General features: G+C 59.6%; 27 protein-coding genes and 4 tRNA genes. 19 read left to right on the plus strand and 12 right to left on the minus strand.

Features of this window, described 5'->3' with window-relative positions; all coding sequences use genetic code 11:
* Positions 1 to 198 precede the first annotated feature (198 nt).
* Positions 199 to 780, plus strand: a complete 582-nt coding sequence (locus AC1UK9_RS10460; protein ID WP_025108888.1) for a DUF4174 domain-containing protein — start codon at positions 199 to 201, stop codon at positions 778 to 780.
* 69 nt (positions 781 to 849) lie between these two features.
* On the opposite strand, the gene ampC is transcribed toward AC1UK9_RS10460, so the two are convergent.
* Positions 850 to 2,016: a class C beta-lactamase gene (gene ampC, locus AC1UK9_RS10465; RefSeq protein WP_482579997.1), complete on the minus strand. Its 1,167-nt coding sequence runs from the start codon at positions 2,014 to 2,016 to the stop codon at positions 850 to 852.
* Between the two features lie 160 nt (positions 2,017 to 2,176).
* On the opposite strand from ampC, the gene AC1UK9_RS10470 reads away from it, so the two are divergent.
* Complete coding sequence (locus tag AC1UK9_RS10470; RefSeq protein WP_482579998.1) at positions 2,177 to 3,049, plus strand: LysR family transcriptional regulator; 873 nt, start codon at positions 2,177 to 2,179, stop codon at positions 3,047 to 3,049.
* A gap of 85 nt (positions 3,050 to 3,134) precedes the next feature.
* Here AC1UK9_RS10470 and AC1UK9_RS10475 read toward each other — a convergent pair whose 3' ends face one another.
* Positions 3,135 to 4,028 carry a DMT family transporter gene (locus AC1UK9_RS10475; protein ID WP_029977406.1) on the minus strand — a complete coding sequence of 298 codons (894 nt, stop codon included), beginning with the start codon at positions 4,026 to 4,028 and terminating at the stop codon, positions 3,135 to 3,137.
* Positions 4,029 to 4,129: 101 nt separating this feature from the next.
* Between AC1UK9_RS10475 and AC1UK9_RS10480 the strand changes: the two genes are divergently transcribed.
* The gene (locus tag AC1UK9_RS10480) at positions 4,130 to 4,996 is read left to right on the plus strand and encodes a LysR family transcriptional regulator (protein WP_473015978.1); all 867 of its coding nucleotides are present in this window, start codon (positions 4,130 to 4,132) and stop codon (positions 4,994 to 4,996) included.
* On the opposite strand, the gene trhP is transcribed toward AC1UK9_RS10480, so the two are convergent.
* On the minus strand, positions 4,987 to 6,330 hold the full coding sequence (trhP, locus tag AC1UK9_RS10485) for a prephenate-dependent tRNA uridine(34) hydroxylase TrhP (RefSeq protein WP_482579999.1): 1,344 nt from the start codon (positions 6,328 to 6,330) through the stop codon (positions 4,987 to 4,989). The genes AC1UK9_RS10480 and trhP overlap by 10 nt on opposite strands.
* 192 nt (positions 6,331 to 6,522) lie before the next feature.
* Here trhP and AC1UK9_RS10490 point away from each other — a divergent pair, with 192 nt between their 5' ends.
* Together AC1UK9_RS10490 and AC1UK9_RS10495 are read left to right on the plus strand one after the other, a co-directional pair.
* Complete coding sequence (locus tag AC1UK9_RS10490) at positions 6,523 to 7,209, plus strand: cysteine hydrolase family protein (RefSeq protein ID WP_482580000.1); 687 nt, start codon at positions 6,523 to 6,525, stop codon at positions 7,207 to 7,209.
* A gap of 110 nt (positions 7,210 to 7,319) precedes the next feature.
* On the plus strand, positions 7,320 to 8,381 hold the full coding sequence (locus AC1UK9_RS10495) for an AI-2E family transporter (RefSeq protein WP_473015140.1): 1,062 nt from the start codon (positions 7,320 to 7,322) through the stop codon (positions 8,379 to 8,381).
* On the opposite strand, the gene AC1UK9_RS10500 is transcribed toward AC1UK9_RS10495, so the two are convergent.
* The 3 genes from AC1UK9_RS10500 to AC1UK9_RS10510 all read right to left on the minus strand — a co-directional run bounded on the left by AC1UK9_RS10500 (position 8,378) and on the right by AC1UK9_RS10510 (position 9,431).
* Positions 8,378 to 8,560: a hypothetical protein gene (locus tag AC1UK9_RS10500; RefSeq protein ID WP_025108896.1), complete on the minus strand. Its 183-nt coding sequence runs from the start codon at positions 8,558 to 8,560 to the stop codon at positions 8,378 to 8,380. The genes AC1UK9_RS10495 and AC1UK9_RS10500 overlap by 4 nt on opposite strands.
* A gap of 102 nt (positions 8,561 to 8,662) precedes the next feature.
* Positions 8,663 to 8,857 (minus strand): hypothetical protein, encoded by a 195-nt coding sequence (locus AC1UK9_RS10505; RefSeq protein ID WP_025108897.1) that lies wholly within the window; start codon positions 8,855 to 8,857, stop codon positions 8,663 to 8,665.
* A 229-nt stretch (positions 8,858 to 9,086) separates the two neighbouring features.
* Complete coding sequence (locus tag AC1UK9_RS10510) at positions 9,087 to 9,431, minus strand: hypothetical protein (RefSeq protein ID WP_025108898.1); 345 nt, start codon at positions 9,429 to 9,431, stop codon at positions 9,087 to 9,089.
* A gap of 256 nt (positions 9,432 to 9,687) precedes the next feature.
* On the opposite strand from AC1UK9_RS10510, the gene AC1UK9_RS10515 reads away from it, so the two are divergent.
* Together AC1UK9_RS10515 and AC1UK9_RS10520 are read left to right on the plus strand one after the other, a co-directional pair.
* Entirely contained in the window at positions 9,688 to 10,506 is an 819-nt protein-coding gene (locus AC1UK9_RS10515) for a shikimate 5-dehydrogenase (protein WP_482580001.1), read from the plus strand.
* Positions 10,507 to 10,685: 179 nt separating this feature from the next.
* Positions 10,686 to 11,204, plus strand: a complete 519-nt coding sequence (locus tag AC1UK9_RS10520) for a cupin domain-containing protein (protein WP_025108900.1) — start codon at positions 10,686 to 10,688, stop codon at positions 11,202 to 11,204.
* 115 nt (positions 11,205 to 11,319) lie between these two features.
* Here the strand turns inward: AC1UK9_RS10520 and AC1UK9_RS10525 are convergent, their stop codons facing one another.
* Complete coding sequence (locus tag AC1UK9_RS10525) at positions 11,320 to 11,964, minus strand: YceH family protein (RefSeq protein WP_482580002.1); 645 nt, start codon at positions 11,962 to 11,964, stop codon at positions 11,320 to 11,322.
* Between the two features lie 125 nt (positions 11,965 to 12,089).
* Between AC1UK9_RS10525 and AC1UK9_RS10530 the strand changes: the two genes are divergently transcribed.
* A complete protein-coding gene (locus tag AC1UK9_RS10530) occupies positions 12,090 to 12,599 on the plus strand; it encodes a DUF1993 domain-containing protein (RefSeq protein ID WP_025108902.1) in 510 nt (169 codons plus the stop codon).
* Between the two features lie 74 nt (positions 12,600 to 12,673).
* Here the strand turns inward: AC1UK9_RS10530 and sstT are convergent, their stop codons facing one another.
* Positions 12,674 to 13,906: a serine/threonine transporter SstT gene (gene sstT / locus AC1UK9_RS10535; RefSeq protein WP_482580003.1), complete on the minus strand. Its 1,233-nt coding sequence runs from the start codon at positions 13,904 to 13,906 to the stop codon at positions 12,674 to 12,676.
* 335 nt (positions 13,907 to 14,241) lie between these two features.
* Here sstT and AC1UK9_RS10540 point away from each other — a divergent pair, with 335 nt between their 5' ends.
* Positions 14,242 to 15,405 carry an MFS transporter gene (locus tag AC1UK9_RS10540; RefSeq protein ID WP_025108904.1) on the plus strand — a complete coding sequence of 388 codons (1,164 nt, stop codon included), beginning with the start codon at positions 14,242 to 14,244 and terminating at the stop codon, positions 15,403 to 15,405.
* On the opposite strand, the gene nhaR is transcribed toward AC1UK9_RS10540, so the two are convergent.
* Positions 15,400 to 16,299: a transcriptional activator NhaR gene (gene nhaR / locus AC1UK9_RS10545; protein WP_025108905.1), complete on the minus strand. Its 900-nt coding sequence runs from the start codon at positions 16,297 to 16,299 to the stop codon at positions 15,400 to 15,402. The genes AC1UK9_RS10540 and nhaR overlap by 6 nt on opposite strands.
* Before the next feature lie 153 nt (positions 16,300 to 16,452).
* On the opposite strand from nhaR, the gene AC1UK9_RS10550 reads away from it, so the two are divergent.
* Positions 16,453 to 16,695 carry a hypothetical protein gene (locus tag AC1UK9_RS10550; RefSeq protein ID WP_025108906.1) on the plus strand — a complete coding sequence of 81 codons (243 nt, stop codon included), beginning with the start codon at positions 16,453 to 16,455 and terminating at the stop codon, positions 16,693 to 16,695.
* A gap of 29 nt (positions 16,696 to 16,724) precedes the next feature.
* Entirely contained in the window at positions 16,725 to 17,474 is a 750-nt protein-coding gene (locus tag AC1UK9_RS10555; RefSeq protein ID WP_473015147.1) for a TerC family protein, read from the plus strand.
* Between the two features lie 74 nt (positions 17,475 to 17,548).
* Here AC1UK9_RS10555 and AC1UK9_RS10560 read toward each other — a convergent pair whose 3' ends face one another.
* Positions 17,549 to 17,704: a hypothetical protein gene (locus tag AC1UK9_RS10560; protein WP_482580535.1), complete on the minus strand. Its 156-nt coding sequence runs from the start codon at positions 17,702 to 17,704 to the stop codon at positions 17,549 to 17,551.
* 246 nt (positions 17,705 to 17,950) lie between these two features.
* Here AC1UK9_RS10560 and AC1UK9_RS10565 point away from each other — a divergent pair, with 246 nt between their 5' ends.
* The 3 genes from AC1UK9_RS10565 to AC1UK9_RS10575 all read left to right on the plus strand — a co-directional run bounded on the left by AC1UK9_RS10565 (position 17,951) and on the right by AC1UK9_RS10575 (position 19,136).
* Complete coding sequence (locus AC1UK9_RS10565; protein WP_482580004.1) at positions 17,951 to 18,622, plus strand: peptidase C39 family protein; 672 nt, start codon at positions 17,951 to 17,953, stop codon at positions 18,620 to 18,622.
* Positions 18,623 to 18,710: 88 nt separating this feature from the next.
* Complete coding sequence (locus tag AC1UK9_RS10570) at positions 18,711 to 18,917, plus strand: DUF6021 family protein (protein ID WP_482580005.1); 207 nt, start codon at positions 18,711 to 18,713, stop codon at positions 18,915 to 18,917.
* A 12-nt stretch (positions 18,918 to 18,929) separates the two neighbouring features.
* Positions 18,930 to 19,136 (plus strand): hypothetical protein, encoded by a 207-nt coding sequence (locus AC1UK9_RS10575; protein WP_473015151.1) that lies wholly within the window; start codon positions 18,930 to 18,932, stop codon positions 19,134 to 19,136.
* 53 nt (positions 19,137 to 19,189) lie between these two features.
* Here AC1UK9_RS10575 and pbpG read toward each other — a convergent pair whose 3' ends face one another.
* Positions 19,190 to 20,128: a D-alanyl-D-alanine endopeptidase gene (gene pbpG, locus AC1UK9_RS10580; protein ID WP_025108911.1), complete on the minus strand. Its 939-nt coding sequence runs from the start codon at positions 20,126 to 20,128 to the stop codon at positions 19,190 to 19,192.
* A gap of 230 nt (positions 20,129 to 20,358) precedes the next feature.
* A complete protein-coding gene (gene folD, locus AC1UK9_RS10585; RefSeq protein WP_025108912.1) occupies positions 20,359 to 21,213 on the minus strand; it encodes a bifunctional methylenetetrahydrofolate dehydrogenase/methenyltetrahydrofolate cyclohydrolase FolD in 855 nt (284 codons plus the stop codon).
* 275 nt (positions 21,214 to 21,488) lie between these two features.
* On the opposite strand from folD, the gene AC1UK9_RS10590 reads away from it, so the two are divergent.
* The 5 genes from AC1UK9_RS10590 to tig all read left to right on the plus strand — a co-directional run bounded on the left by AC1UK9_RS10590 (position 21,489) and on the right by tig (position 23,675).
* A tRNA-Arg gene (locus AC1UK9_RS10590) sits at positions 21,489 to 21,565 on the plus strand.
* 32 nt (positions 21,566 to 21,597) lie between these two features.
* Positions 21,598 to 21,673: transfer RNA gene (locus AC1UK9_RS10595), tRNA-His, on the plus strand.
* 56 nt (positions 21,674 to 21,729) lie between these two features.
* A tRNA-Leu gene (locus AC1UK9_RS10600) sits at positions 21,730 to 21,814 on the plus strand.
* A 76-nt stretch (positions 21,815 to 21,890) separates the two neighbouring features.
* A tRNA-His gene (locus AC1UK9_RS10605) sits at positions 21,891 to 21,966 on the plus strand.
* A gap of 398 nt (positions 21,967 to 22,364) precedes the next feature.
* Positions 22,365 to 23,675 carry a trigger factor gene (gene tig / locus AC1UK9_RS10610; protein WP_025108913.1) on the plus strand — a complete coding sequence of 437 codons (1,311 nt, stop codon included), beginning with the start codon at positions 22,365 to 22,367 and terminating at the stop codon, positions 23,673 to 23,675.
* The last annotated feature ends 55 nt before the right edge of the window (positions 23,676 to 23,730 follow it).

The raw sequence follows: 23,730 nt of genomic DNA on the forward strand, positions 1-23,730 counted from the left end.
TCCATTTCGTCGGCAGAGCAGCCACCCTACTGTGCTCATAAAAGGTAATCAAATCCCCATTGCGATCACGCCGATGATGTTGCGCAATGTCGTGGCTGTCCTAAGCTTCTGACAAGGCGAAACATATTTGCCGGGCATGCCCGGAACAATCGCCACGATGCGCAATCATTAGAGCGTGGATATCAAAAGGAGATGCGCATGCTCATCAGGTCACTGACCCTGACACTCTTGCTGGCGATTGCCGGCCCCTTGTTCGCCGCAGAAAACGATTCGCCCATCGCCGGGGACATGGGCCGATCCAGACCGCTGATCGTCATCGCCTCCAGCACCGTCGATCCGGTGTGGGTAGGCCTGAAAAAGTCGCTGGAAGATCCGGCGAACAAGAAGGGTGTCACCGATCGCAACATCAAGGTCTACACCATCCTCAATATGGCCGGTCAGCTTGACGGCAAGGATCTCGGCCAGCAGGACACCATGGCCCTGCTGCGCTCGCTGAAGCTGGGCGCGGGGGCGTATCCGAAAGTGTTCCTGTTGGGCAAGGACGGCGAGACCAAGCTGTCGGCCTCGGGCGATGAAGCGAAGTCGGTCGATCTGAAGAAAATCTTCGACACGGTGGATGCGCTGCCGGCGAGTGAGAAAGACATCAGCGCACCGACCGTGGCCGAAACTGCCGCCGCTGCCGCTGAGCCTTCAGCCAAAAAAGGCGACAAGGGCGCCAAGTCGGCCAAACCAGCGAAACCCGCAAAACCCGCCAAGCCACCGGAAATGCCGGATGACTGATCCCGCGACCTGAAACAGAAAATGGGCGACCTGCGCAGGTCGCCCATTTTTTTTCGCAGCTTTTGAGCGTTAGTCAGTCAGTGCACTGAAGATGCTATGCGCAATCTTCACCCGCTCGGCATTCGGGTAGTTCTTGTTCGCCAGAATCACGATGCCGATGTCTTTCGACGGCACGAAGGCCACGTAGGCACCGAAACCGCCGGTGGCGCCGGTTTTGTTGTAGAGCACATTGGCCGGTTCAGGCTGTGGTGAGGCCAGCCATGTGACCTTGTGCGCCTCCATGGCCATTTCCGTAGAGTTGCCGGCTTGCAGCCGCGCGAGGCTGATCGGGTAGGGGTAGCGTTCCCAGCCAAGACCCTGGGTCATGTCGCCGACGGTGTAGTAACCGGTGTGGGTATTGGCGATGGCGTGTTGCAGCGGTTGTTCAAGGCCGGCCGGTTTCAGGTTGGCCTGCACGTAACGCAACAGGTCCGCCGCGCTGGTCTTGATGCCATAGGCTTCGGCATCCAGTGCGCCGGGGCTGACGCGCACCGGCTGGTCGTTCTTGTCATAGCCCTGAGCGTAGAGTTTTTCTTCGGACGCCGGCACCTGCAGGTAGGTGTGTTGCAGGCCGAGTTTTGGCAGCAGGGTTTCGCCTATCGCCTGATCAAACGGCTGGCCAAGGCTTTTCGCCGCCAGGTAGCCGAACAGGCCCAGGCTCGGGTTGGAATACAGGCGATGGCTGCCGGCCGGATACAACGGTTTCCACTGCTGGTAGTAACCGAGCATCTTGTCCGCCGAATCCGCTTCGGCCGGGAATTGCAGCGGCAGGCCACCAGCGGTGTAGGTGCCCAGTTGCAACACGCTGATGTGGTCGAAGGCGCTGCCCTTGAGGTCCGGCCACAGATGGCTGGCCTGGGTCGCCAAGTCCAGTTTGCCAGTGGCCTGGGCATAACCGGCGAGTGTCGCGGTGTAGGTCTTGCTCACCGAGCCGACTTCGAACAGGGTGTTTTCACTGACCGCTTGTCCGGTGTCCTTGGCGGCAATGCCGTAGTTAAAGTAATGCGCCTGGCCGTTAATCGTGATGGCCACGGCCAGGCCGGGGATGTGCTGTTGCTGCATCACCGGGGCCACGGTGTTTTTCACCAGGACTTGCAGTTGCTCGTCGCCGGGCGTGGCGGCGATGCACGCGGTGGCGCCGAAAATAAGGCCGAAGGCGCTGCAGGAAATGACTTTGCTCGGGGTGATGAAGGACATGAGTGAACCACTCTCCATGAGTGTTGATGGTGTTATCCCGCTACACTGCGGGCGATTTTCCCGTTGGGCGGCTGATCAGCGCCGTCAATTTAGGCAGTCCGGGGGCAATCGACAAACGATGAATTTTCGCATGAGCCATTAGAAAAATTTGGGACTGGGCATGATTCGACCGCAATTGCCGCTCAATGCACTGCGCGCATTCGAAGCTTCGGCGCGGCATCTGAGCTTTACCCGCGCTGCCGTGGAGCTGTGCGTGACCCAGGCAGCGGTGAGCCATCAGGTCAAAAGCCTCGAGGCGCAACTCAACGTTACCCTGTTCAAGCGCCTGCCGCGTGGGTTGATGCTCACCGGTGAAGGCGAAACCCTGCTGCCGGTGCTGACCACTTCATTTGATCACATTGCGCAGATGCTCGAACGACTGGCCGGTGGACAGTACCGCGAAACGTTGACCGTCGGGGCGGTGGGGACGTTCGCGGTCGGCTGGTTGTTGCCCCGGCTGGCGGACTTTCAGGCAACCCACCCGCTGATTGATTTGCGCCTGTCGACCCACAACAACCGGGTCGACGTCGCTGCTGAAGGACTGGATTACGCGATTCGTTTCGGCGCCGGGGCGTGGCATGGCATTGAGGCAACGCGACTGATCGAGGCGCCGCTGTCGGTGCTGTGCGTACCGGAAATCGCCCGGCAACTGCACACGCCGGGAGACCTGCTGCAACAGCGTCTGCTGCGCTCCTATCGCACCGATGAATGGCCAGAGTGGTTTCACGCTGCCGGCCTGGCGACCCACGCCGCGCCGCCACAGAGCATTGTGTTCGACTCATCGCTGGCAATGATGGAGGCCGCGCTGCAGGGCAGCGGGGTGGCGCTGGCGCCGCCGTTGATGTTCGCCCGGCAACTGGCGGCGGACTTGATTTGCCAGCCGTTCGCGATTGAAATCACCACCGGCAGCTATTGGCTGACACGATTGCAGTCGCGGCCGGAAACGGCGGCGATGAGCGCGTTCAAACAGTGGTTGCTACAAATCTCCGCCTGATACACCCCCCCCACAGGTTGAATGCGCGCGCTGTAGGAGTGAGCCTGCTCGCGATAAGGTCATTCGCCTCACTAAAGATCCTCGATCAGACTTCAACCGGTCGCACCACCACCCGCCGTTCCAGATTCAACGCCAGCACACTGATCAACACCACGGCAGCCCCTACCAGCACCATCAGCGACGGCTGCTCGCCCAGACCTACCGAAGCAAAGGCCATCGCCGTTGGCGGAATCAGGTACAGGCTCATCGTCGCCCGGCTCAAATCCACATGCTTGAGCACAAAGCCCCAGGCCAGATACGCCAGCGCACTGGGAAATATCCCCAATGCCAGCACTGCCCACTGCACCCGCAGCGGCGCCTTCAACACCGCGTCACTCAGCCCCGGCAGGTAAATCAGCAACAGCAGCGTCCCCGACCACACCGCGTAACACGCAAGGCTAAAACCGTCATAACGCCGCGCGTGATGTTTCTGCAGAGCGAAATAAATGCTCCACGACAGCGCTGCCAGCAGGATCAGCAAGCCATGCGCGTCGATCCGCCCCAGGCCCCGATCGGCGCTGACCACGATCACCACGCCGATCAGCCCCAGCAGCACACAACTCCAGCGCCAGGCACTGACCTGATCCTTGAACAGGTAGCGCGCCAGCAGCGTACTGAACAGCGGGCTGGTTTGCGCCAGTACGCTGGAGGCGCCGGCACTGACGCTTTGCTGGCCGATGTTCAGCGCCACGTGATGCAGGCTGACCGCGAACAACCCCAATGCGAACAGCAGCGGCACGTCGCGTCGTTGCGGCAGGCGAATGCCCTTGAACGCCGCGATCAGCGCCATGAACAGCGATGCCAGGAGAAACCGCAGCAACGCCAGATGGCCGGGTTCATAGGCTTGCAGTCCGAGATGGATGCCGGTCGGCGAATAGGCCCAGCAGGCGACCACGAAGACCATGGCCAGAACGACTTTCAAAGGGGAGGGGGACGACATGATGAGCGCACCAGTGAGGTTGATGCGCCGAGTATCCGGGCGCGAAATCATTCGCCACAACTGACTTATACTGTGCTCAATGTTCACTTTGAGTGATGAGTATGGAGCTGGCACAGATCCGCATGTTCAAGTCCGTGGCCGATGAGGGCAGCATTGTCCGGGCCGCTGAAAAGTTGTTTTGCGTGCCGTCCAACATCACTGCGCGGATCAAGGCGCTGGAGGCGGAACTGGGTGTCGCGTTGTTTCTGCGCGAAGGGCGCGGGCTGCGAATCAGCCCGGCGGGGCAGACGTTTCTGGCGTATGCAGAGAAGATTCTGGCGCTGACCGCCGAAGCCAAGCGTGCAGTTGATCCCGCTGCCGAACCGTCCGGCCCGCTGCGCATTGGCGCCATCGAGTCTTCGGCCACCGGGCGTTTGCCTCGGCTGTTGGCGAAATTTCATCAGCGCTACCCGCAGGTGGCGCTGGAACTGACCACCGGCACCTGGGGCCAGTTGCTCGACGACACCGTCAGCCATCGCCTCGACGGCGCCATCGTTGCGGTGGATGTCGAGCGCTCGCAGCTCAAGCGCACACCGATGTACCGCGAGGAGCTGTTGCTGATTGCCTCGACGTCATTCGGGACGGTGCGCGACATCCACGATCTGCAGGACAAGACCGTGTTCATGTGGCCGCAGGGCTGTCCATATCGGGCGGCACTAGAGCACTGGCTGTTGCGTCAGGGGCAGGCGCTGCCGATTGTCAGCCTGGCGAGTTACGGGGCGATTGTCGGTTGCGTGAGTGCCGGTGCCGGGGTCGCGCTGGTGCCCAAAGGCGTGTACGAGCAATACGCCAAAGGGGCCGGGTGTGTCGGCTACGAATTCCCCGAGCTGACGGCCATCGAAAACCTGTTCTACTGGCACGAAAACGCCGGGGTGCACCCGGCGCGTGAGGCATTTGTAGCGATGTTGCGCGAGGAGTTTCAGGCCTGAGAGCCGGTGACATCGCGCATCAACAATCCAAAGCGCAAATCCACCGCATCCGGAATCGGCAGATACACCGTGTGCCCATCGCCCGGGGCGACTTCGATGGCCTCGCCCTTGGCACTCTGCAACTGGTGCAGATCGAAGTGGAAATTGCCCTTGGGCGTCATCAGCTCCAGGTGATCACCCAGTGCAAAGCGGTTCTTCACCTTGACCTCGGCCAGCCGGTCGCGGCGCTCGCCGGTCAACTCGCCGACGAACTGCTGGCGCTCCGACACCGAGCTGCCGTTCTGATAATTCTGGTATTCGTCATGCACATGCCGGCGCAGGAAGCCTTCGGTGTAGCCGCGCTGCGCCAGTGACTCGAGATCGGTCATCAGGCTGCGGTCGAACTCGCGCCCGGCCACGGCATCGTCGATCGCCCGGCGATAGACCTGAGTGGTGCGCGCGCAATAGAAGTGCGACTTGGTGCGGCCTTCGATCTTCAGCGAGTGCACGCCCATGCGGGCCAGGCGCTCGACGTGCTGCACCGCGCGCAGATCCTTGGCGTTCATGATGTAAGTGCCGTGCTCATCCTCGAATGCGGGCATCAGTTCGTCCGGGCGATTGGCTTCCTGCAGCAGGAACACTTGATCGGTCGGTGCACCGATGCCCAGGGTCGGCTCGGGCTGGAAGGTCTGCACGATTTCGCCGAGCTGATTTTCCGTGGCCTGCTGCGCCGAGTATTTCCAGCGGCAGGCGTTGGTGCAGGTGCCCTGATTGGCGTCGCGCTTGTTCATGTAGCCCGACAGCAGGCAGCGCCCGGAGTATGCCATGCACAGCGCACCATGAACGAACACTTCCAGCTCCATGCCTGGCACCTGCTCGCGGATTTCGCCGATTTCCTCCAGCGACAATTCCCGCGAGAGGATGATCCGGCTCAGTCCCTGGTGTTGCCAGAACTCGACGCTTGCCCAGTTCACCGTGTTGGCTTGTACCGAGAGGTGGATCGGCATCTGTGGAAAGTGCCGGCGCACCAGCATGATCAGCCCCGGGTCGGACATGATCAGCGCGTCCGGCGCCATCTCGATCACCGGCGCCAGGTCCTTGAGGAAGGTTTTCAGTTTGGCGTTGTGCGGGGCGATGTTGACCACCACGTAGAAGCGCTTGCCCTGAGCCTGCGCTTCGCGAATGCCGAGTGCGAGGTTGGCGTGGTCGAACTCGTTGTTGCGCACCCGCAGGCTGTAACGCGGCTGCCCGGCGTAGACCGCATCGGCGCCGTAGGCGAAGGCGTAGCGCATGTTCTTCAGGGTGCCGGCGGGGGCAAGCAGTTCCGGGGCGGCGAGGGGCAGGTCAGGGATCATGGCGGCATCGGTCGCAAAAGCGCGGCAGGGTAGTGCAACTGCCATCGTGGAGTATTGATCTGGATCTACCTTTGCGCAGGTCGCGCTGATCTGTGCAGAACAAGCACAGATCATGTGCCGGTTTCACTGTGTTCGGTGCAGTGCAGGCTTCTTAAGATGGGCGCATCCACTCAACCGAAGCAGGAACATCCCATGCAGAACTTTACTCGTCGTTGGCTTGCCGCTTGTGCATTTTCCGGTGTGTTGGCCAGCACCGCAGCGATGGCCGACAACCACCCGACCATTCGGGCGATGTCCGGCGCGACACCGGTCGATCATTTGCCGGCCGGCAAATCGGCACTGCTGGTGATCGATTTCCAGAATGAATACTTCAGCGGCAGGATGCCGATCCCGGACGGTGCAGCCGCCCTGGCGAAAACCCGTGAACTGATCACCTTCGCCGACCACCACAAAATCCCGGTTTATCACGTACAGCACGTCGCGCCGGCGGGTTCGGCGGTGTTCGCCATCGATGGCGAGACGGTAAAGTTCCACAAGGACATGCAGCCACGGGCCAGGGATGTGGTGCTGCAAAAGAGCACCGTCAGCGTGTTCGCCAGTACCGACCTTGACCAGCAGTTGAAAAAAGCCGGCATCCAGACGCTGATCATTTCCGGCCTGATGACCCACGCTTGTGTAGCGGGTGCGGCACGGGATGCCGCGCCATTGGGCTACAACGTGATCGTCGCCGCCGATGCCTCGGCGACCCGCGCCATCACCCGGATCAACGGCGTGTCCATCGACAAGGACTCCCTGCACAAGGCGGCACTGGCAGAAGTCGAAGACACCTTCGGCGACGTGCTCAGCACCGAGCAGATTGTGCAGTTGCCAGTGCGCTGACGGCGTTTGCCGTTCGGCAACTATGCTCCATGAACAAAGATGGCACTCGCGCGCGCCCCGGCGGACTAAGTTGCGGGGCGTGCGAGACGCCTGACTGACATGGATCGGACATGAACGAGAAAACCCTGCAATTCAAATCCCTCACCGTGTTGCTGTTATTGGTGACGGTCGCTTTCATCTGGATTCTGTTGCCCTTCTACGGCGCGGTGTTCTGGGCGGTGATCCTCGGCATTCTGTTTGCGCCGATGCAACGCCGTTTGCAGCAGAAATTCGGCTGGCAACGCAACCTGACGTCTTTATGCACGCTGGGCATTTGCCTGATCATCGCGATTCTGCCGGTGATCATCCTCAGCGTGTTGTTGGTCCAGGAAGGCGCGACGCTGTACAACAACATCGAAAGCGGCCAACTGGACATCGGTGCCTATCTGGCACAGTTCAAACACAGCCTGCCGCCGTACTTTCAGCACTTGCTCGACCGCTTCGGCATGGGCGAACTCAACGGGCTGCGCGAGAAAATCGTCAAGGCGTCGATGCAGGGCAGCCAGGTGCTGGCCACTCAGGCGTTCAGTTTCGGCCAGGGCACGTTCGAGTTCGTGGTCAGCTTCGGCATCATGCTGTACCTGCTGTTTTTCTTTCTGCGTGATGGCGCCGAACTGGTGCGCAAGATCCGCACCGCCGTGCCGCTGGAGGAGCACCAGAAACGCCGCTTGCAGCTGAAATTCAATCGGGTGGTACGCGCGACCGTGAAAGGCAACCTGGTGGTGGCGGTCACTCAGGGCGCATTGGGCGGGGCGATTTTCTGGTTTCTCGATATCCCCAGCGCGTTGCTGTGGGCGGTGTTGATGGGGTTTCTGTCGCTGCTGCCGGCAGTGGGGGCGGGGATCGTCTGGGCGCCGGTGGCGGTGTACTTCCTGCTCAGCGGGATGATCTGGCAGGGCGTGGTGCTGGGGTTGTTCGGGGTCTTCGTGATCGGCTTGGTCGACAACGTGCTACGGCCGATTCTGGTGGGCAAGGACACGCGCATGCCCGATTACATGATTCTGATCTCGACCCTCGGCGGCCTGGCGGTGTTCGGCCTCAACGGTTTCGTGATCGGGCCGCTGATCGCGGCGCTGTTCATGTCCAGCTGGGCGCTGTTCATCGAGACCAAACCGAAAGTCCAGTTGCCTTAAGCGTGGAACGGCGCGCTGACGATTTTCTGCGACAGGGCCTGCGCCGCCGGCAGCGACGTGAGCGGGCCACTGATCGGCTCGCCGTCACGCACCAGATACCAGCAGGCGAGCAATCCCGTCGCTCTGAGGGAGGCGGGAACAGCGCTGCCGATAACGGACATGATTTGAACCTGAGCCATGAAAAGTACCTCCATCAATCTATGGAGCTACCTTATGGATTCGCTGCGCTCAGGGACAATCAACGCTTTCGATAGTCGTCATTGATAACAGTGAGGACTGTTTCAGTCGACAACCTGATCAAGCATGTGCACCACTTCGCGCTCATTGAGCAGGCCCTTGTGTACCAGATTCTCGGCCAATAGCGAAAGAAACTTGGCGCAGCGGTGGCCTTCCAGGTGCTTGAGTTCGGTCAGCGCGCTGTACACCTTGCTTGAGGTGCATAAGCCGACGATGCGGTGCGGGTTTTGAGTAGGCATACAGTCGTCCTTGTTGTTATCAACCTGTTGTTTACGGACGGATTCAGATTGCGGTTCCGTCATGACAAATAAATGACCGTTTTGCGATTTGCCCCCAACGGTCAAGTCCATCATGCCGACTTTAACGGTTCAAACTGTCCCGACAGCGACCTTTACAAGATTTTTTCAGACTTTGCCCGACCGACGGTCATAAAAAAGCCCCGCTATAAAGCGGGGCTTCGTATTGCTGTTACCAGCGACCACCGTAGTAGTGCGGGTGGCCGTAGTAACCGCGTGGTGGGCCGTAGTAAACCGGGCCCGGCACGTAAACCGGTTGTTGCACGTAAACCGGGGCTGGCTGGTAGTAGACCGGTGGCGGCGGCTGTTGCACATAAACCGGTGCCGGTTGAGCGTAAACAGGCTGTTGCACATAGACCGGCCGGTCCTGATTGATCAATGCCGAGCCGATGATGGCCGAGCCGACAATCGCACCAAATACTGCCGGACCCTGCCAGCCACCGCCGTGGGCTTCTGCCTGACCTGTGATAGCGAATGCACCAATCAACAAGGCCACGATGGGGAGTTTACGAATCATGATAATTCCTCGGTTCTTCGACCCGGCGTCCGGGCCTGCACCAGGCCCAAAGTTGTCGCGGGGATACTTCTATGACAGCGAAATTCTGAAAATCAGCACAGCCGCTGGGTAAATTTTGTGTAAGGTCTGTACCGGCTTCTTTACCGGTGGGTCAAAGGGGCACGCGGCCCGTTGCAGACAGGCGCTCATGATCGTTCAGAACCCGATGGAATGGCTAACTCCGTCCATCCGAAAGTCCGTTTGAAGGAGAAGTTTCATGCAGATGAATCCCAACAAAGACACCCAGCTGTGCATGTCCCTGTCCGGGCGCCCGGGTAATTTCGGTCTGCGCTTTCATAACCATCTGTATGGACAGTTGGGCCTGAATTTCTATTACAAGGCGTTCAGCAGTCAGGACCTGTCGGGTGCCGTGGGCGGAATTCGTGCACTGGGGATTCGTGGCTGCGGCGTGTCGATGCCGTTCAAGGAAGCGTGCATCGCGCTGGTCGATGAACTGGATGCGTCGGCGGCGGCGATCCAGTCGATCAACACCATCGTCAACACCCAGGGCCACCTCAAGGCCTACAACACCGATTACATTGCCATCGCGCAGTTATTGGAAACCCACGCGGTGCCGCAAGGTACGACGTTCGCCCTGCGCGGCAGCGGCGGCATGGCCAAAGCGGTGGCCAGCGCCTTGCGCGATGGTGGCTACAAAAACGGTTTGATCGTGGCGCGCAATGAGCGCGCCGGCCGGGCACTGGCGGACTCGCTGGGTTATCGCTGGCAGGCGGAACTGGGCGAAGAACGTCCGCAAATGCTGATCAACGTCACACCGGTGGGCATGGACGGTGGGCCGGAGGCGGGGCAACTGGCGTTCGCGCCTGAAGTGATCAAGGCGGCTGACACCGTGTTTGATGTGGTGGCGATTCCGTCGGAAACGCCGCTGATCGTGCGTGGCCGGGCTGAGGGTAAAAAGGTCATTACCGGGTTGGAAGTGATTGCGATCCAGGCGCTGGAGCAATTCGTGTTGTACACGGGTGTGCGACCGACTGAAGAGCAGTTTGCGGCAGCGGTGGCGTTTGCACGTAGTTGATTGCGTGTATGCAGGACTGGCCTCATCGCGAGCTGGCTCACTCCTGCAATGAAATGCATGGCCCTGTGGGAGCGAGCCTGCTCGCGAAGGCAGCAACCCGGTCTCAGATCGGGTTACCTATACTGCGATATCAGCAAGCAAAGACTTGCCCCCTCATAAAAACCTGATCGAGGCTCCCCATGCATCCGCCCATCCTCAACCTGCACCAGGTCGAACTCGAACCTTTACCCGAAGCCCTCGCCCCCGAAGGCGAAACCGCGGCTCGTTACCAGCAACGCATGGCCCGCATCGGCCAGCAGTTGGGCGCGCAGAAACTGGGCTATCGGCTGTACGCACTGCCGCCGGGCATGCGCGGCAGTCCGTTTCACAGTCATCGGGTCAATGAAGAGATGTTCTATGTGGTGGCGGGCGCGGGCGAAGTGCGCCTGGGCTCCGAACGCTTCCCGATCCGCGAGGGCGATGTGATTGCCTGTCCGCCGGGCGGCCCCGAAATGGCGCATCAGATCATCAACACCAGTGACGCCGAGTTGCGTTATCTGGCGGTCAGTACCCAGCAACAGCCGGATATCTGTGAGTATCCGGACTCCAACAAATACGCGGTGATGGATAACTTCAAGGTCGATGCCCAGGGCAATGCGTCAGGCTTCGTCGCCGTGGCGCGGCTGGCGGATGGGGTGGATTACTGGGATGGCGAATAATCCGTAGATCCCATGCAGGCGTGAGCCTGCCCGCGATGGTGGCCTGTCAGGCAATGAATTTTTGAATGAGCCACCGCAATCGCGAGCAGGCTCACGCCTACAAGGGATTGTGGTGCTATTCGAGGCGGGCCAGGCGCTCTTCCAGTGCGGCGATCCGTGCTTCCAGCTCCTCGATGCGCTCGACCGAAACACCGCCGCTCGCGCGTTCCCCGGGATTGTGCCGCGCCGCCAGAATCGCCTCGATGTCCGCCGGATCGCCCAGTGCATGGGTGTAGCGGTCTTCCCGCTGACCGGCCTGACGCGGGATCAACACCGCGAGCCCGCGCGCGATCAGGCGCTCAAGCTGATGCACCACTTGTTCGGTATCTTCGAAATCATGCATGCGCCCGCTGCGGGTCAGCAGTTCGTTGACCGTCTGCGGGCCGCGCAGAAACATCAGCCCGGTGAGAATCACCTGGGCCGGCACCAACTCCAGCGCCTTGTCGATCTTGTGCTCCCAGCGATCAGCGCGACTGCCCATGACAAGCTTGGTGTAACCGTGGCTCTCCAGCGCCCGCAGGCTCTGGCCGACCTGGCCCTGCGTCAGGTTCATCACCGGTTCGCGGCTGGTTTTCTGATTGCAGGCCAGCACCAGTGCGTTGAGGGTCAGCGGGTAGGTTTCCGGGCTGGTGGCCTGTTTTTCGATCAGTGAACCCAGAATGCGAATTTCCGTGGCGTTGAGCCGTGGTTCGTCGGTGATGGTTTCAAGTTCGGTGGTCATCGCGCGTTCCCTCTGCAGTCGAAGGCGCCTAGCCTAATCCTTGGCTAACAAAAGGCAAGCCGTGTGGTCATCAAGCATGGCTATAATCGCCTCCACGTTCCACCCAGCCACCACACGAGACTGCCATGACCATTTCCCTGTACGCCGCATCCGTCCCGGTTTTTCAACAAATGCTCAACGCCCTGAGCGATGTCCTGAAAAAGGCTGAAGCCCACGCCACCGAGAAAAACATCGACCCGAACGCCTTCCTGCAAGCGCGCCTGTACCCGGACATGTTCCCGCTGGTGCGCCAGGTACAGATCGCCGTCGACTTCGCCAAGGGCGTTTCTTCGCGTCTGGCCGAAGTCGAAATCCCGAAATATGACGACACCGAAACCACCTTCGCCGAGCTGCAGGCGTTGATTGCCAAGGTCCTGGCCTACATCGGCGAGATCAAGCCTGAGCAGATCAACGGCAAGGAAGGCATCGAGATCGTTACCCGTCCGGGCACCCCGAAAGAAAAGCGCTTCAGCGGCCAGGCTTACCTGCTGAGCTACGGTCTGCCGCAGTTCTTCTTCCACGTCACCACCACCTACGCGCTGCTGCGTCACAACGGTGTTGAAGTGGGTAAACGCGATTTCATGGGCGCGTACTAAAACACCCGGCAACAAAAAAGCCCGCCAAGGTTTGCGCCTTGGCGGGCTTTTTCATTTCCCGTGCGGGACGGCGGTTATGCGGTGCGTTGGGCTTTCGCTTCTTCGCCCAGGCAAGCCGCAGCGGTAAACAGCACGTCGGTAGAGGAGTTCAGCGCGGTTTCAGCCGAATCCTGCAGCACACCAATGATGAAACCAACCGCCACCACCTGCATGGCGATTTCGCTCGGGATGCCGAACAGGCTGCACGCCAGCGGGATCAGCAGCAGCGAACCGCCGGCCACGCCCGAGGCGCCACAGGCGCAGATCGCGGCGACGAGGCTGAGCAGGATCGCGGTCGGAATGTCCACGGCAATGCCCAGTGTGTGTACGGCGGCCAGGGTCAGCACGGTGATGGTGATTGCCGCGCCGGCCATGTTGATGGTCGCGCCGAGCGGGATCGAGACCGAGTAGGTGTCTTCGTGCAGACCCAGACGCTTGCTCAGTTCCAGGTTGACCGGAATGTTCGCCGCCGAGCTGCGGGTGAAGAACGCGGTGATGCCACTCTCGCGCAGGCACTTGAGGGTCAGCGGGTAAGGGTTGCGGCGCAGTTTCCAGAACACGATCAGCGGGTTCATTACCAGCGCCACGAACAGCATGCAGCCCAGCAAAACCGCCAGCAGGTGCGCGTAACCGATCAGCGCGCCGAAGCCCGAGGTGGCGAGAGTCGAGGCCACCAGGCCGAAAATCCCCAGCGGAGCGAAGCGAATCACCACGCGTACGATCAGCGTCACACCGTTGGACAGGTCGCCGACCACTTCACGCGTGGTGTCGCCGGCATGGCGAATGGCGACGCCCATGCCGATCGCCCAGGCCAGAATGCCGATGAAGTTGGCGTTCATCAGCGCGCTGACCGGGTTATCGACCACGCTCAGCAACAGGCTCTGCAGGACTTCAGCGATACCGCCCGGCGCCGTCACTGCCACGTTGTCGGTGGACAGCACCAGGTGAGAAGGGAATGCCATGCTGGCGACAACCGCGACCACGGCCGCCGCGAAGGTACCGAGCAGGTACAGGAACAGAATCGGCCGGATGTGGGTTTCCTGGCCGTGCTTGTGGTTGGCAATCGAGGCCATCACCAGCACAAACACCAGAATCGGTGCCACGGCTTTCAGCGCCGAGACAAACACTTTGCCGATGAACGCCGAGCCTTTCGCCGCTTCCGGGGCGAACAGCGCCAGTGCGATGCCGGCAATCAGGCCGATCAGGATCTGCGTGACCAGGCTGAGATTTTTCAGGCGTTGCAATAGAGAAGGGGATGAAGCGGTCATAACGGCATCTCTGGTTTTTTATAGGGTGCAAGGTTGCGTGCAGCCGGTGATACATCGGGGGCAGGTCACCGGCACGAACCGAAAGGGTTGGTGCGCTACCAACGGCATTAAACCGGTCGTTGATCTGGGTGTACGTTTTTCGGGGCGCGGACTTTATCACAGCGTAGGCGTTATCCCTCAGGCCTGTGACGATCTGCCACCCGATTGATCGGCAAGTCGGCAGGTTTGTGCAAGTCAGCGCTGAAACACTCTGTTAAGATTCGCCATCCTCATTTTAATAGTTGCCAGCGGGCCTTTCGGTCATCGCTGGTGTCGTCGTTTTGCTGGAGTTGCTCATGCTGTTGCCCATTCTTCTGTTGTCCGCTGCCGGATTCACGGTGCTGACCACGGAGTTCGTCATTGTCGGCCTGCTGCCGGCGATTGCCCGCGACCTGGCGGTGACCATCCCGCAAGCCGGTCTGCTGGTGACTCTATTCGCGTTCACGGTAGCGATGTTCGGTCCATTCTTGACTGCCTATTTCGCCCGTTTCGAGCGGCGCAAACTGTTCATCACCATCCTGATCATGTTCGGCCTGGCCAACACCGTTGCGGCGCTGGCGCCGAACATCTGGGTGATGGCGATCGCCCGGTTGATCCCGGCGCTCGGCCTGCCGGTGTTCTGGGCGCTGGCCAGTGAAACGGCAGTGGACATCGTTGGTCCGGACTACGCCGGCCGCGCGATTGCCAAGATCGGCTTCGGTATTGTCTGCGCCACGGTGTTCGGCATCCCGGTGGGCACGTTGATCTCCGATGCGTTCGGCTGGCGCAGCGCGTTCGCGATTCTGGCGGTCATCGCCTTCGCCAAGGCCTTGCTGCTGTTTGTCTATCTGCCGAAAACCAGCCTGCATCAGCATCAGGTCAGCTTCGCCTCGCAGTTCAAGATCCTGCGCAGCCCACTGATGATCGGCCATGTGCTGTTGTCGATCCTGGTGTTCAGCGGCATGTTCACCGCGTACACCTATCTGGCCGACATCCTTGAGCGTCTGGCCGGGTTCAACGGCACCGTGGTCGGCTGGTGCCTGATGGGCTTTGGTGCGGTCGGGCTGATCGGCAACTCGCTGGGCGGCCGCGCGGTGGATCGTCATCCGCTGGGCGCTTCAGTGCTGTTCTGCGCGTTCATGATTGCCGGCATGGTGGCGCTGGTCCCGAACATTCACTCGACGTTGGGTCTGGCGGTTGCCATGGGCATCTGGGGCATCACCCAGGCCGCGCTGTTCCTGGTCAGCCATGTGCGTCTGATGAAAGCCGCACCCCAGGCACCGGCCTTTGCCGCCTCGCTGAACATCGCCGGGGCCAACCTCGGGATCGGCTTGGGTGCGATGATCGGCGGCCGGGTGATCGACAGTGCCGGTCTTGGGTTTCTCGGGTTCGCGGCGGCCGGGTTCATTCTGTTGTCGGTCTTCCTCGCCATGGTGCTGATGACGCTAAAGCCGCGCGAAGCCAGCGCCCAGGTGTCATAACGCAGTAAACAGTTCGCGTCGGGCACCTTCGGTAATCGCAACGATGCCGGGGTGCTTGACCTTGCGTTCCACCGAAATGGCATAGAACGACTCGGTCACCGCATCGGTCTGGCCAATCACCTCGACGCCGTACTGGCGTTTGACTTCGTCGGCAATCACGCTCGGGCCGATGAAAATCCCGCTGCCCGATTGGCCGAAGGCCTGCATCAGGGCGCTGTCATCGAATTCCCCAACGATTTGCGGCTGAATCTGCTGCTCGGCAAACCAGCGCTGCAAACGGCTGCGCACCACGGTTTCGGCGCCGGGAATCAACAACGGCGCGCCACTGAGACTGCGCGGGAAATCCTGTCCGTATTGCGCCGCCAACTGCGCGGTGGCGAAGAAACTGATCCCGCATTCCCCAAGCTTCTGGCTGTAGCCCTTGATGTCGAGGTGCGAGGGCATTGGGCTGTCGGAGATCACCAGATCCAGGCGCTGGATCGCCAGGTCCGCCAGCAGGCGTTCGAGTTTGTCTTCGCGACAGGTGATGCGCAGCGGCTCGTTGAGCTCCATGGTCGGCGCAATCAGGCGATAAACGATGGATTTGGGCACCACATCCGCCACCCCGACGCGGAACAGGATCTGCTGTTCGTTGGGCTGGGCACGCAGCATCAACTCCAGCTCGCCACCTAACTGGAACATCTGCTCGGCGTAGGGCAGGGCCTGGCGCCCGGCTTCGGTCAGTTCCAGTTGGCGGCCGACCCGTTGAAACAGTTCGATGCCATAAGTTTGTTCGAGCAGCGAAATCTGCCCGCTGATGGTCTGCGGCGTCAGGTTCAGCTGTTCGCAGGCGCGCACGATGCTGCCGGTCTTGGCGACCACCCAGAAGTAATGCAGTTGTCGGTAATTGAGCATCGCGCAATGGCCTCTGCGGGGAGAATGCTGGGTTCGTAAAAATCGAAGTATAGCCGCTAAAAATACGAATTTTCCTGAAGTGTTTGTCTCCCTAGAATGCCCAGCCATCGACGTGTGGTCTGTGACCCGGTCTGTTCATTCGAAGGAAACCTCATGAAATACACAATTCCAGCACTGATGTTTACGTCTTTACTGCTTATGGCCGGTTGCGACCAGGCCGAGAAAAGCGCTCAGCAGTTGATGGGCAAGGCGGCGGAAAGCGCCAAGCAGGCGATCGACGATACGCACAAAGCCGCTGAGCAAGCGCTCAGTGACGCCACCGGCGGCCTGATCGAGAAAAAAGAAGCACCGGAAAAAGACGCGGAAAAATCCGAATCTTCCTCCAAGACCATCTAAACCGTCTTACAAAGAGTCAGGACTGACCCATGGAATATCTGTTAGAACTCGCCGCCAGCCCCGCCGCCTGGGTTGCTTTGGCCACACTGGTGGTGATGGAAATCGTGCTCGGCATCGATAACCTGATCTTTATTTCGATCCTGACCAACAAGCTGCCCGTGCAGCATCGGCAGAAAGCCCGTCGTATCGGTATCGGCATGGCGCTGATCTTGCGTCTGGCCCTGTTGAGCACCATCGCCTTCATCGTCCAGTTGACCGAGCCTGTGCTCGACATCATGGGTCAGGCGTTCTCCTGGAAGGACATGATCCTGATCGCCGGTGGCCTGTTCCTGGTGTGGAAAGCCACGACCGAGATCCATCACAGCATGGACCCGGCGCCGCAAGACCCGAAAAGCGCAACATCGACCGTGACCCTCGGCTTTGCTGCCGCCATCGGTCAGATCCTGATGCTGGACATGGTGTTTTCCATCGACAGCATCATTACCGCGGTGGGCATGACTGAACACTTGCCGATCATGGTGATCGCAGTGGTGGTCTCGGTGATGGTGATGCTGTTCGCCGCTGAGCCGCTGGCCAAGTTCATCAACGACAACCCGACAGTGGTGATGCTGGCCCTGGGCTTCCTGATCATGATCGGCATGACGCTGATCGCTGAAGGCTTTGGCGCTCATGTGCCGAAAGGTTATGTGTACGCGGCCATGGCCTTCTCGGCAGCGATTGAAGTGCTGAACATGATGTCGCGCCGGGCGAAGCAGAAGAAACTGGCTGAGCACGTGTAAACACCGTAAAGCCAAAAGCCCCTTGAACACCGGATGTTCAAGGGGCTTTTTTTATGGCGGGTGCATTTGAGGTTTCAGTGCGCGGTCGCGTGGCGGGCGTTGTGTTTTTGCGGTTTCTCGACCGCTGCAGGCGGCAGTGGGTGATGGTGGCGCCGGGCAATGCGCAGCACGCCCCAGAGCATGGCGGCGGCAACGGCCAGCCAGCCGGCTATCAACATTACGATGGTCATGGTCAGGCTCATCAGTGCCTCCTCTTTGCCCTGCGTCGGGCACACACTTTTTCAATTCGCTCTGTTTCAGTGACAGTCTAGTCAATGAGGTGTTTCAGACTATTGACCAAAGGTCGGTGATGACCAATCAGTTCGCTCTATGCAATCGATCGGTCTGCGGTTTAAGGCTATACCGCAGGCGTGCGCCGCCCTATGATCGCAGGCGTTGCCGGAACACGATGACCGGCGTCTGATCAGAGAGTGACGATGGTGCAGGTATTGACTCGATTGCGAGGGGCGTTGCTGGTGGCCGGTTGCATGGCCGTGTTGGCGGGGTGTGCGGGCAGTGTGGCGCCGCAGGTCAAGCGCCTGCCGGAGCGGGTCGAACTCAGCGGCACCTTCTATCGGGGGGAAGCCAACCAGAGTGGTCCGCAAGTGCTGGCCAGCCTGTTGTCGCAACAGGGCGTCATGATCACGCCCGGTCTGCTGGAGAAGCCGTTGCATCTGCCAGGCGCGCAGGAACAGTTGCAGCAGAACCTGCAGAATCTTGCCCGCGAATACGGCATGGTGGTCTATCCGCTGGACAGCAACCTGCCGGCCTTGCTGACCCAGGTCGCGGCCGGTTATCCGGTGATGGTGCGTTTCAGCGAAGGCTCGGCGTTCTGGGCTGAACCGCGGTACGCAATTCTTTCCGGATATGACCGGCGCAAGCAGAAAGTGCTGTTGCGTGCTGGCATGAACCATCGTGAACTGATGAGCTTCAGCTCTTTTGAGTCGGCATTCGAAAAGTCGGGCGGCTGGGCCGTGCTGATCCAGAAACCCTCGCAGATTCCCGCCGAGGTCGACCGCCAGCGCTGGCTCAAGGCTGCTGACGAGTTGGCGCAGGCTGGTCAGGAGCGTGAAGCGGCGCAAGCCAAAAAGGCCTTGGCCGCACATTAAGTTCCGTTCGTCATCTGCCGGGCACCCTCACGTCCGGCAGACCTCTTATTGATAGAGCCCGAATGCGCGGGTGAATCAGGAGGCGAGCATGGCAGATTCCCCATCCCCGAAAGGCCCACACTCAAGCGAGCATTCCTCCGGTCATGAGCTGGGCTTCGATCCGGATTCGCCGGACCTCGACGATCCCCAGGTAGACCCGGTCGGCCCGGCCAAGGCACCGAAAGACGTGCAATCCGACGAAGGCAGCAAGCGCCAGGCCAAACCGTATGACCCGTTAGCCGATCTGAAACCCTGAAGTGAGGTGCGTATGAGTACCGATTCCAGCTTCGACGATAAACATCCGGACAGTCTGCCGACCACGCCTGAAGAGGAGGTGGACCCGGTGCTGGACCCGGACAGCCCGCTGCGTGATCCGTTGGCTCGGCCTAATGTGCTGACGCCTGAGCATCATCGTGATCCGAGTGCCGGCGATGGCATTCCCGATGACGAGCAGATGCCGCTGCCCAATGACTGATGCGCAGGCAATAAAAAGCCCCGACATGTCGGGGCTTTTTATTGTTTCGCGAATTACTTGGAGGCTTCGACCACGCCGCTCTGGCGTCCCTTGAGGTTTTTCTCGGCCTTATATTGCTGCGCTACTGCCGGGACGCTGGTGCTGCGCCCGGTTTCCATCCAGCTGCGGATGCGGCTCGCGTCGGCGAAATGGGTGTACTTGCCAAACGCATCGAGAATCACCAGCGCGACTGGGCGGTTGCCCATCCGGGTCACCAGCACCAGACAATGACCGGCCGGGTTGGTGAAGCCGGTTTTAGTGATCTTGATGTCCCAGTCGGCCTTGTTCACCAGGTGATCGGTGTTGCGGAAACCCAGGGTGTAATTGGGTTTGCGGAACGACACGGTTTTTTCCTTGGTGGTGGTCAGCTCACTGAGGATAGGGTGCTTGCTCGCGGCCACCAGCAATTTGCTCAGGTCGCGGGCTGTAGAGACGTTGCGCTCGGACAGACCCGTTGGCTCAACGTAGTGCGTGTTGGTCATGCCCAGCGCCTTTGCCTTGGCGTTCATTGCTGCGATGAACGCGGCATAGCCACCCGGATAGTGGTGGGCCAGGCTGGCGGCCGCGCGGTTTTCCGAGGACATCAGGGCGATCAGCAGCATCTCTCGGCGCGGCAGTTCGCTCTTCAGTTTGACTCGGGAGAACACACCTTTCATTTCCGGGGTGTGACTGATGTCGACGTCGATCCATTCGTCCATGTTCTGGTGCGCTTCAACCACGACCAGTCCAGTCATCAGTTTGCTCACCGAGGCGATCGGCACGATCACGTCCGGGTTGCTCGAATAGATGACTTTATTGGTCTGCAAATCCATAAGCAGGGCGCTGCCGGAGGCGATCTTCAGTTGCGAGGCATCGCGAGGCGCGGCGGTGGTTTCAGCGGCGTTGACGGTTGGCGTGACGAATGTGCCTGAAACAGCAAAAACCAGGCTCAGGATCGAAAGACGAATTTTCACGCGGGCGAACTCATAAAGGTTGGATATTCCGTTAGTTTGTAACGGGTTATTTCTTAGAAACGGCGCATTTTAGGAGTATGGCTGAAGAACTGTCGATGGTTGTTTGAATGAGCTGAAAATCTCGTGAAAACGCCTGTAAAAAGAGGGGTTTCCGGCGAACGGTTAGTGTTTTTTCTCAGATACAAAAAACCCCGCACAAGGCGGGGTTCTTTTACTGCTGAAAATTTGCCTCAGGCGTGCAGGGTTTCTGCTGCGTAGAGGGTATTTTCCAGCAGGCAGGCACGGGTCATCGGGCCAACGCCGCCCGGAACCGGAGTGATCCAGCCGGCGCGAGGCAGGGCGGTTTCGTACACCACGTCACCGACCAGCTTGCCGTCGTCCTGACGGTTGATGCCGACGTCGATCACGATCGCGCCTTCCTTGATCCACTCGCCCTTGACCAGGCCCGGCTTGCCGGCGGCCACGACCACCAGATCAGCGCGGCCGACGTGGCCGGCCAGATCCTTGGTAAAACGGTGCGTGACGGTCACGGTGCAACCGGCCAGCAGCAGTTCCATCGCCATCGGGCGACCGACGATGTTGGACGCGCCAACCACCACCGCGTCCAGGCCGTAAAGGTCTACGCCCGTGCTTTCCAGCAAGGTCATGATGCCTTTCGGGGTGCAGGGGCGCAGCAGCGGGATACGCTGGGCCAAGCGACCGACGTTATAAGGATGGAAGCCGTCGACGTCTTTGTCCGGGCGGATGCGTTCCAGCAGTTTGGAGGCGTCCAGATGCTCGGGCAGCGGCAGTTGCAGCAGCACGCCGTCGATGGCCGGGTCGTCGTTGAGGCGATCGATCAGATCGGTCAGCGCTTCTTGAGTGGTTTCGCAAGGCAGGTCGTAGGCTTGAGAGAGGAAGCCAACCTCCTCACAGTCTTTACGCTTGTGCGAGACATAAACCTGAGAGGCAGGATCGCTGCCGACCAGGATCACCGCGAGGCCGGGAGTGCGCAGGCCTTGCTGGCGACGCTCGGCAACTCGTTTGGCGATCTGCTGGCGCAGGCTGGCGGCGATCGATTTGCCGTCGATTAGTTGTGCAGTCATTGCGCGTGATTAACCATCGAGAGGGGAAAAAAAGAGAACGCATTCTCGCATGTCAGGCGGTGAGGGCAAAGGCGCTTGGTCAGCAAATTCCCCTAACTCCTTTAATTAAATGAATTTTTTTCAAAAAGGATTTGACGACCTTGGGAGCGCTCTATACTATTCGTCGCACTTGTCGGGCACAGCCTAGCACTGGTTAAGAAGGTCGAGCGGAATTAACGTTCTGCAAGACTGGAAAGCATTTAGTTTGTAGTCCTTCAAGGGTACAGATTAATAAGGCGCCCGTAGCTCAGCTGGATAGAGCATCCGCCTTCTAAGCGGATGGTCGCAGGTTCGAGTCCTGCCGGGTGCGCCATTAGGCAGCTTTGGCACAAGTAACGCGATATGGTGGGCGTAGCTCAGTTGGTAGAGCACGGGATTGTGACTCCCGTTGTCGTGGGTTCGATCCCCATCGTCCACCCCATATTTCGAAAGGCGCCAGATGTAACAGTCTGGCGCCTTTGCTTTAAAGCTTCATCTGCGGATGTGGTGGAATTGGTAGACACACTGGATTTAGGTTCCAGCGCCGCGAGGCGTAAGAGTTCGAGTCTCTTCATCCGCACCAATTAAAGCTTCATTCATGCCGCAGGCCTGATGAAGTTCCGCAAGCAAGTCGAAAGGCTTTTTTGCAATGCAATATGGTGGGCGTAGCTCAGTTGGTAGAGCACGGGATTGTGACTCCCGTTGTCGTGGGTTCGATCCCCATCGTCCACCCCATATTTCGAAAGGCGCCAGATTTAACAGTCTGGCGCCTTTTTTGTTTTACGGCTTGTGGTTGGGTTGCGCAGGTTTCGGGCCGTAAGGGCAGGGCGTTTCGTCGTGTTCGTGGGCCTGGGATTATCGTGCCGACCGCCGGCCATGTTCACGGGATCGGCCGTCAGGGAGATGGCGCGCAATGCTTCTATATATAGAAGCGGTTGAAGCAGAGCCCTGGCGTGATGATCTTTATTCGTCTTCGGGGTGGGGTGCATTGATGCATTCACACCTATAAATGGCCTGCTGTTTTTTTACCCGTTTTCAGTAGGGTGACTTCTTGAGTTTGACCCACTAGAATGCATGCCCTTGATTCTGGGGTCGGAAACGGCCGGCTTACGTCTGTGCAACGAGGAATATCCATGCAAGTTTCTGTTGAAAATACTACTGCTCTTGAGCGCCGCATGAGCGTCACCGTGCCGGCTGAGCGTATTGAGAGCCAGGTCAACAAGCGTCTGCAGCAGACTGCCCAAAAGGCCAAGATTGCTGGCTTCCGTCCAGGCAAAGTGCCAATGAGCGAAATCAAGCGCCGTTTCGGTGCTGACGCTCGTCAGGAAGCTGTTGGTGATGTCATCCAGTCGTCCTTCTACGAAGCTGTGGTTGAGCAGAAGCTGAACCCGGCCGGTTCGCCTTCGATCGAACCAAAATCGCTGGAAGCAGGCAAGGACCTGGAATACGTAGCCGTATTCGAAGTGTTCCCTGAGTTCACCGTTGCTGGTTTCGACGGCATCACTGTCGAGCGCCTGAGCGCTGACGTGGCTGACGCTGATCTGGACAAGATGCTGGACATTCTGCGCAAGCAGAACACCCGTTTCGAAGTGGCCGATCGCGCTGCTCAGAACGAAGACCAGCTGAACATCGATTTCGTTGGCAAGGTTGACGGCGAAGCATTCGCTGGCGGCTCCGCCAAAGGCACTCAGCTGGTGCTGGGTTCCGGTCGCATGATCCCGGGCTTCGAAGAAGGCCTGGTTGGCGCTAAAGCGGGCGAAGAGCGCGTTCTGAACCTGACCTTCCCAGAGGACTATCAGAACCTGGACCTGGCTGGCAAAACCGCCGAGTTCACCGTGACTGTCAACACCGTTTCCGAGCCTAAACTGCCTGAGCTGAACGAAGAGTTCTTCGCTCAATTCGGCATCAAGGAGAGCGGCATCGACGGTTTCCGCACCGAAGTTCGCAAGAACATGGAGCGTGAACTGCGTCAGGCCATCAAGTCCAAGGTCAAAAATCAGGTGATGGACGGTCTGCTGGCCACCAACCCGATCGAAGTGCCGAAGGCTCTGCTGTCCAACGAAGTTGACCGTCTGCGCGTGCAGGCTGTTCAGCAGTTCGGTGGCAACATCAAGCCTGACCAACTGCCGGCCGAGCTGTTCGAAGAACAAGCCAAGCGCCGTGTAGTGCTGGGTCTGATCGTGGCTGAAGTGGTCAAGCAATTCGACCTGAAGCCTGACGAAGCCCGCGTTCGTGAAATGATTCAGGAAATGGCTTCGGCTTATCAAGAGCCTGAGCAGGTCGTGTCCTGGTACTACAAGAACGAGCAGCAACTGAACGAAGTTCGTTCGGTTGTGCTGGAAGAACAAGTTGTGGATACTGTTCTGCAGAAAGCTAGCGTGACCGACAAATCGGTCTCTTACGAAGAAGCGGTCAAGCCGGTAGAAGCTCCAAAAGCCGACTGATTGTTTTTGCGTTAAGAAGTACACACATAAGCCAGCCTTCGAGCTGGCTTATGCG

It is taken from the genome of Pseudomonas sp. AK-TSAG1-1 (assembly GCF_056821665.1).

Bases quoted from the DNA above. Each gene is read 5' to 3' on its own strand.
- tig (WP_025108913.1), top strand. From the start codon at position 22,365: ATGCAAGTTTCTGTTGAAAATACTACTGCTCTTGAGCGCCGCATGAGC.
- AC1UK9_RS10525 (WP_482580002.1), bottom strand. From the start codon at position 11,964: ATGACCACCGAACTTGAAACCATCACCGACGAACCACGGCTCAACGCC.
- AC1UK9_RS10540 (WP_025108904.1), top strand. From the start codon at position 14,242: ATGCTGTTGCCCATTCTTCTGTTGTCCGCTGCCGGATTCACGGTGCTG.
- AC1UK9_RS10550 (WP_025108906.1), top strand. From the start codon at position 16,453: ATGAAATACACAATTCCAGCACTGATGTTTACGTCTTTACTGCTTATG.
- AC1UK9_RS10460 (WP_025108888.1), top strand. From the start codon at position 199: ATGCTCATCAGGTCACTGACCCTGACACTCTTGCTGGCGATTGCCGGC.
- sstT (WP_482580003.1), bottom strand. From the start codon at position 13,906: ATGACCGCTTCATCCCCTTCTCTATTGCAACGCCTGAAAAATCTCAGC.
- AC1UK9_RS10560 (WP_482580535.1), bottom strand. From the start codon at position 17,704: ATGACCATCGTAATGTTGATAGCCGGCTGGCTGGCCGTTGCCGCCGCC.
- folD (WP_025108912.1), bottom strand. From the start codon at position 21,213: ATGACTGCACAACTAATCGACGGCAAATCGATCGCCGCCAGCCTGCGC.
- ampC (WP_482579997.1), bottom strand. From the start codon at position 2,016: ATGTCCTTCATCACCCCGAGCAAAGTCATTTCCTGCAGCGCCTTCGGC.
- AC1UK9_RS10520 (WP_025108900.1), top strand. From the start codon at position 10,686: ATGCATCCGCCCATCCTCAACCTGCACCAGGTCGAACTCGAACCTTTA.
- AC1UK9_RS10500 (WP_025108896.1), bottom strand. From the start codon at position 8,560: ATGGCTCAGGTTCAAATCATGTCCGTTATCGGCAGCGCTGTTCCCGCC.
- AC1UK9_RS10470 (WP_482579998.1), top strand. From the start codon at position 2,177: ATGATTCGACCGCAATTGCCGCTCAATGCACTGCGCGCATTCGAAGCT.
- AC1UK9_RS10570 (WP_482580005.1), top strand. From the start codon at position 18,711: ATGGCAGATTCCCCATCCCCGAAAGGCCCACACTCAAGCGAGCATTCC.
- AC1UK9_RS10565 (WP_482580004.1), top strand. From the start codon at position 17,951: ATGGTGCAGGTATTGACTCGATTGCGAGGGGCGTTGCTGGTGGCCGGT.
- AC1UK9_RS10480 (WP_473015978.1), top strand. From the start codon at position 4,130: ATGGAGCTGGCACAGATCCGCATGTTCAAGTCCGTGGCCGATGAGGGC.
- nhaR (WP_025108905.1), bottom strand. From the start codon at position 16,299: ATGCTCAATTACCGACAACTGCATTACTTCTGGGTGGTCGCCAAGACC.
- AC1UK9_RS10555 (WP_473015147.1), top strand. From the start codon at position 16,725: ATGGAATATCTGTTAGAACTCGCCGCCAGCCCCGCCGCCTGGGTTGCT.
- AC1UK9_RS10575 (WP_473015151.1), top strand. From the start codon at position 18,930: ATGAGTACCGATTCCAGCTTCGACGATAAACATCCGGACAGTCTGCCG.
- AC1UK9_RS10510 (WP_025108898.1), bottom strand. From the start codon at position 9,431: ATGATTCGTAAACTCCCCATCGTGGCCTTGTTGATTGGTGCATTCGCT.
- AC1UK9_RS10530 (WP_025108902.1), top strand. From the start codon at position 12,090: ATGACCATTTCCCTGTACGCCGCATCCGTCCCGGTTTTTCAACAAATG.
- trhP (WP_482579999.1), bottom strand. From the start codon at position 6,330: ATGATCCCTGACCTGCCCCTCGCCGCCCCGGAACTGCTTGCCCCCGCC.
- AC1UK9_RS10490 (WP_482580000.1), top strand. From the start codon at position 6,523: ATGCAGAACTTTACTCGTCGTTGGCTTGCCGCTTGTGCATTTTCCGGT.
- AC1UK9_RS10505 (WP_025108897.1), bottom strand. From the start codon at position 8,857: ATGCCTACTCAAAACCCGCACCGCATCGTCGGCTTATGCACCTCAAGC.
- AC1UK9_RS10515 (WP_482580001.1), top strand. From the start codon at position 9,688: ATGCAGATGAATCCCAACAAAGACACCCAGCTGTGCATGTCCCTGTCC.
- AC1UK9_RS10495 (WP_473015140.1), top strand. From the start codon at position 7,320: ATGAACGAGAAAACCCTGCAATTCAAATCCCTCACCGTGTTGCTGTTA.
- AC1UK9_RS10475 (WP_029977406.1), bottom strand. From the start codon at position 4,028: ATGTCGTCCCCCTCCCCTTTGAAAGTCGTTCTGGCCATGGTCTTCGTG.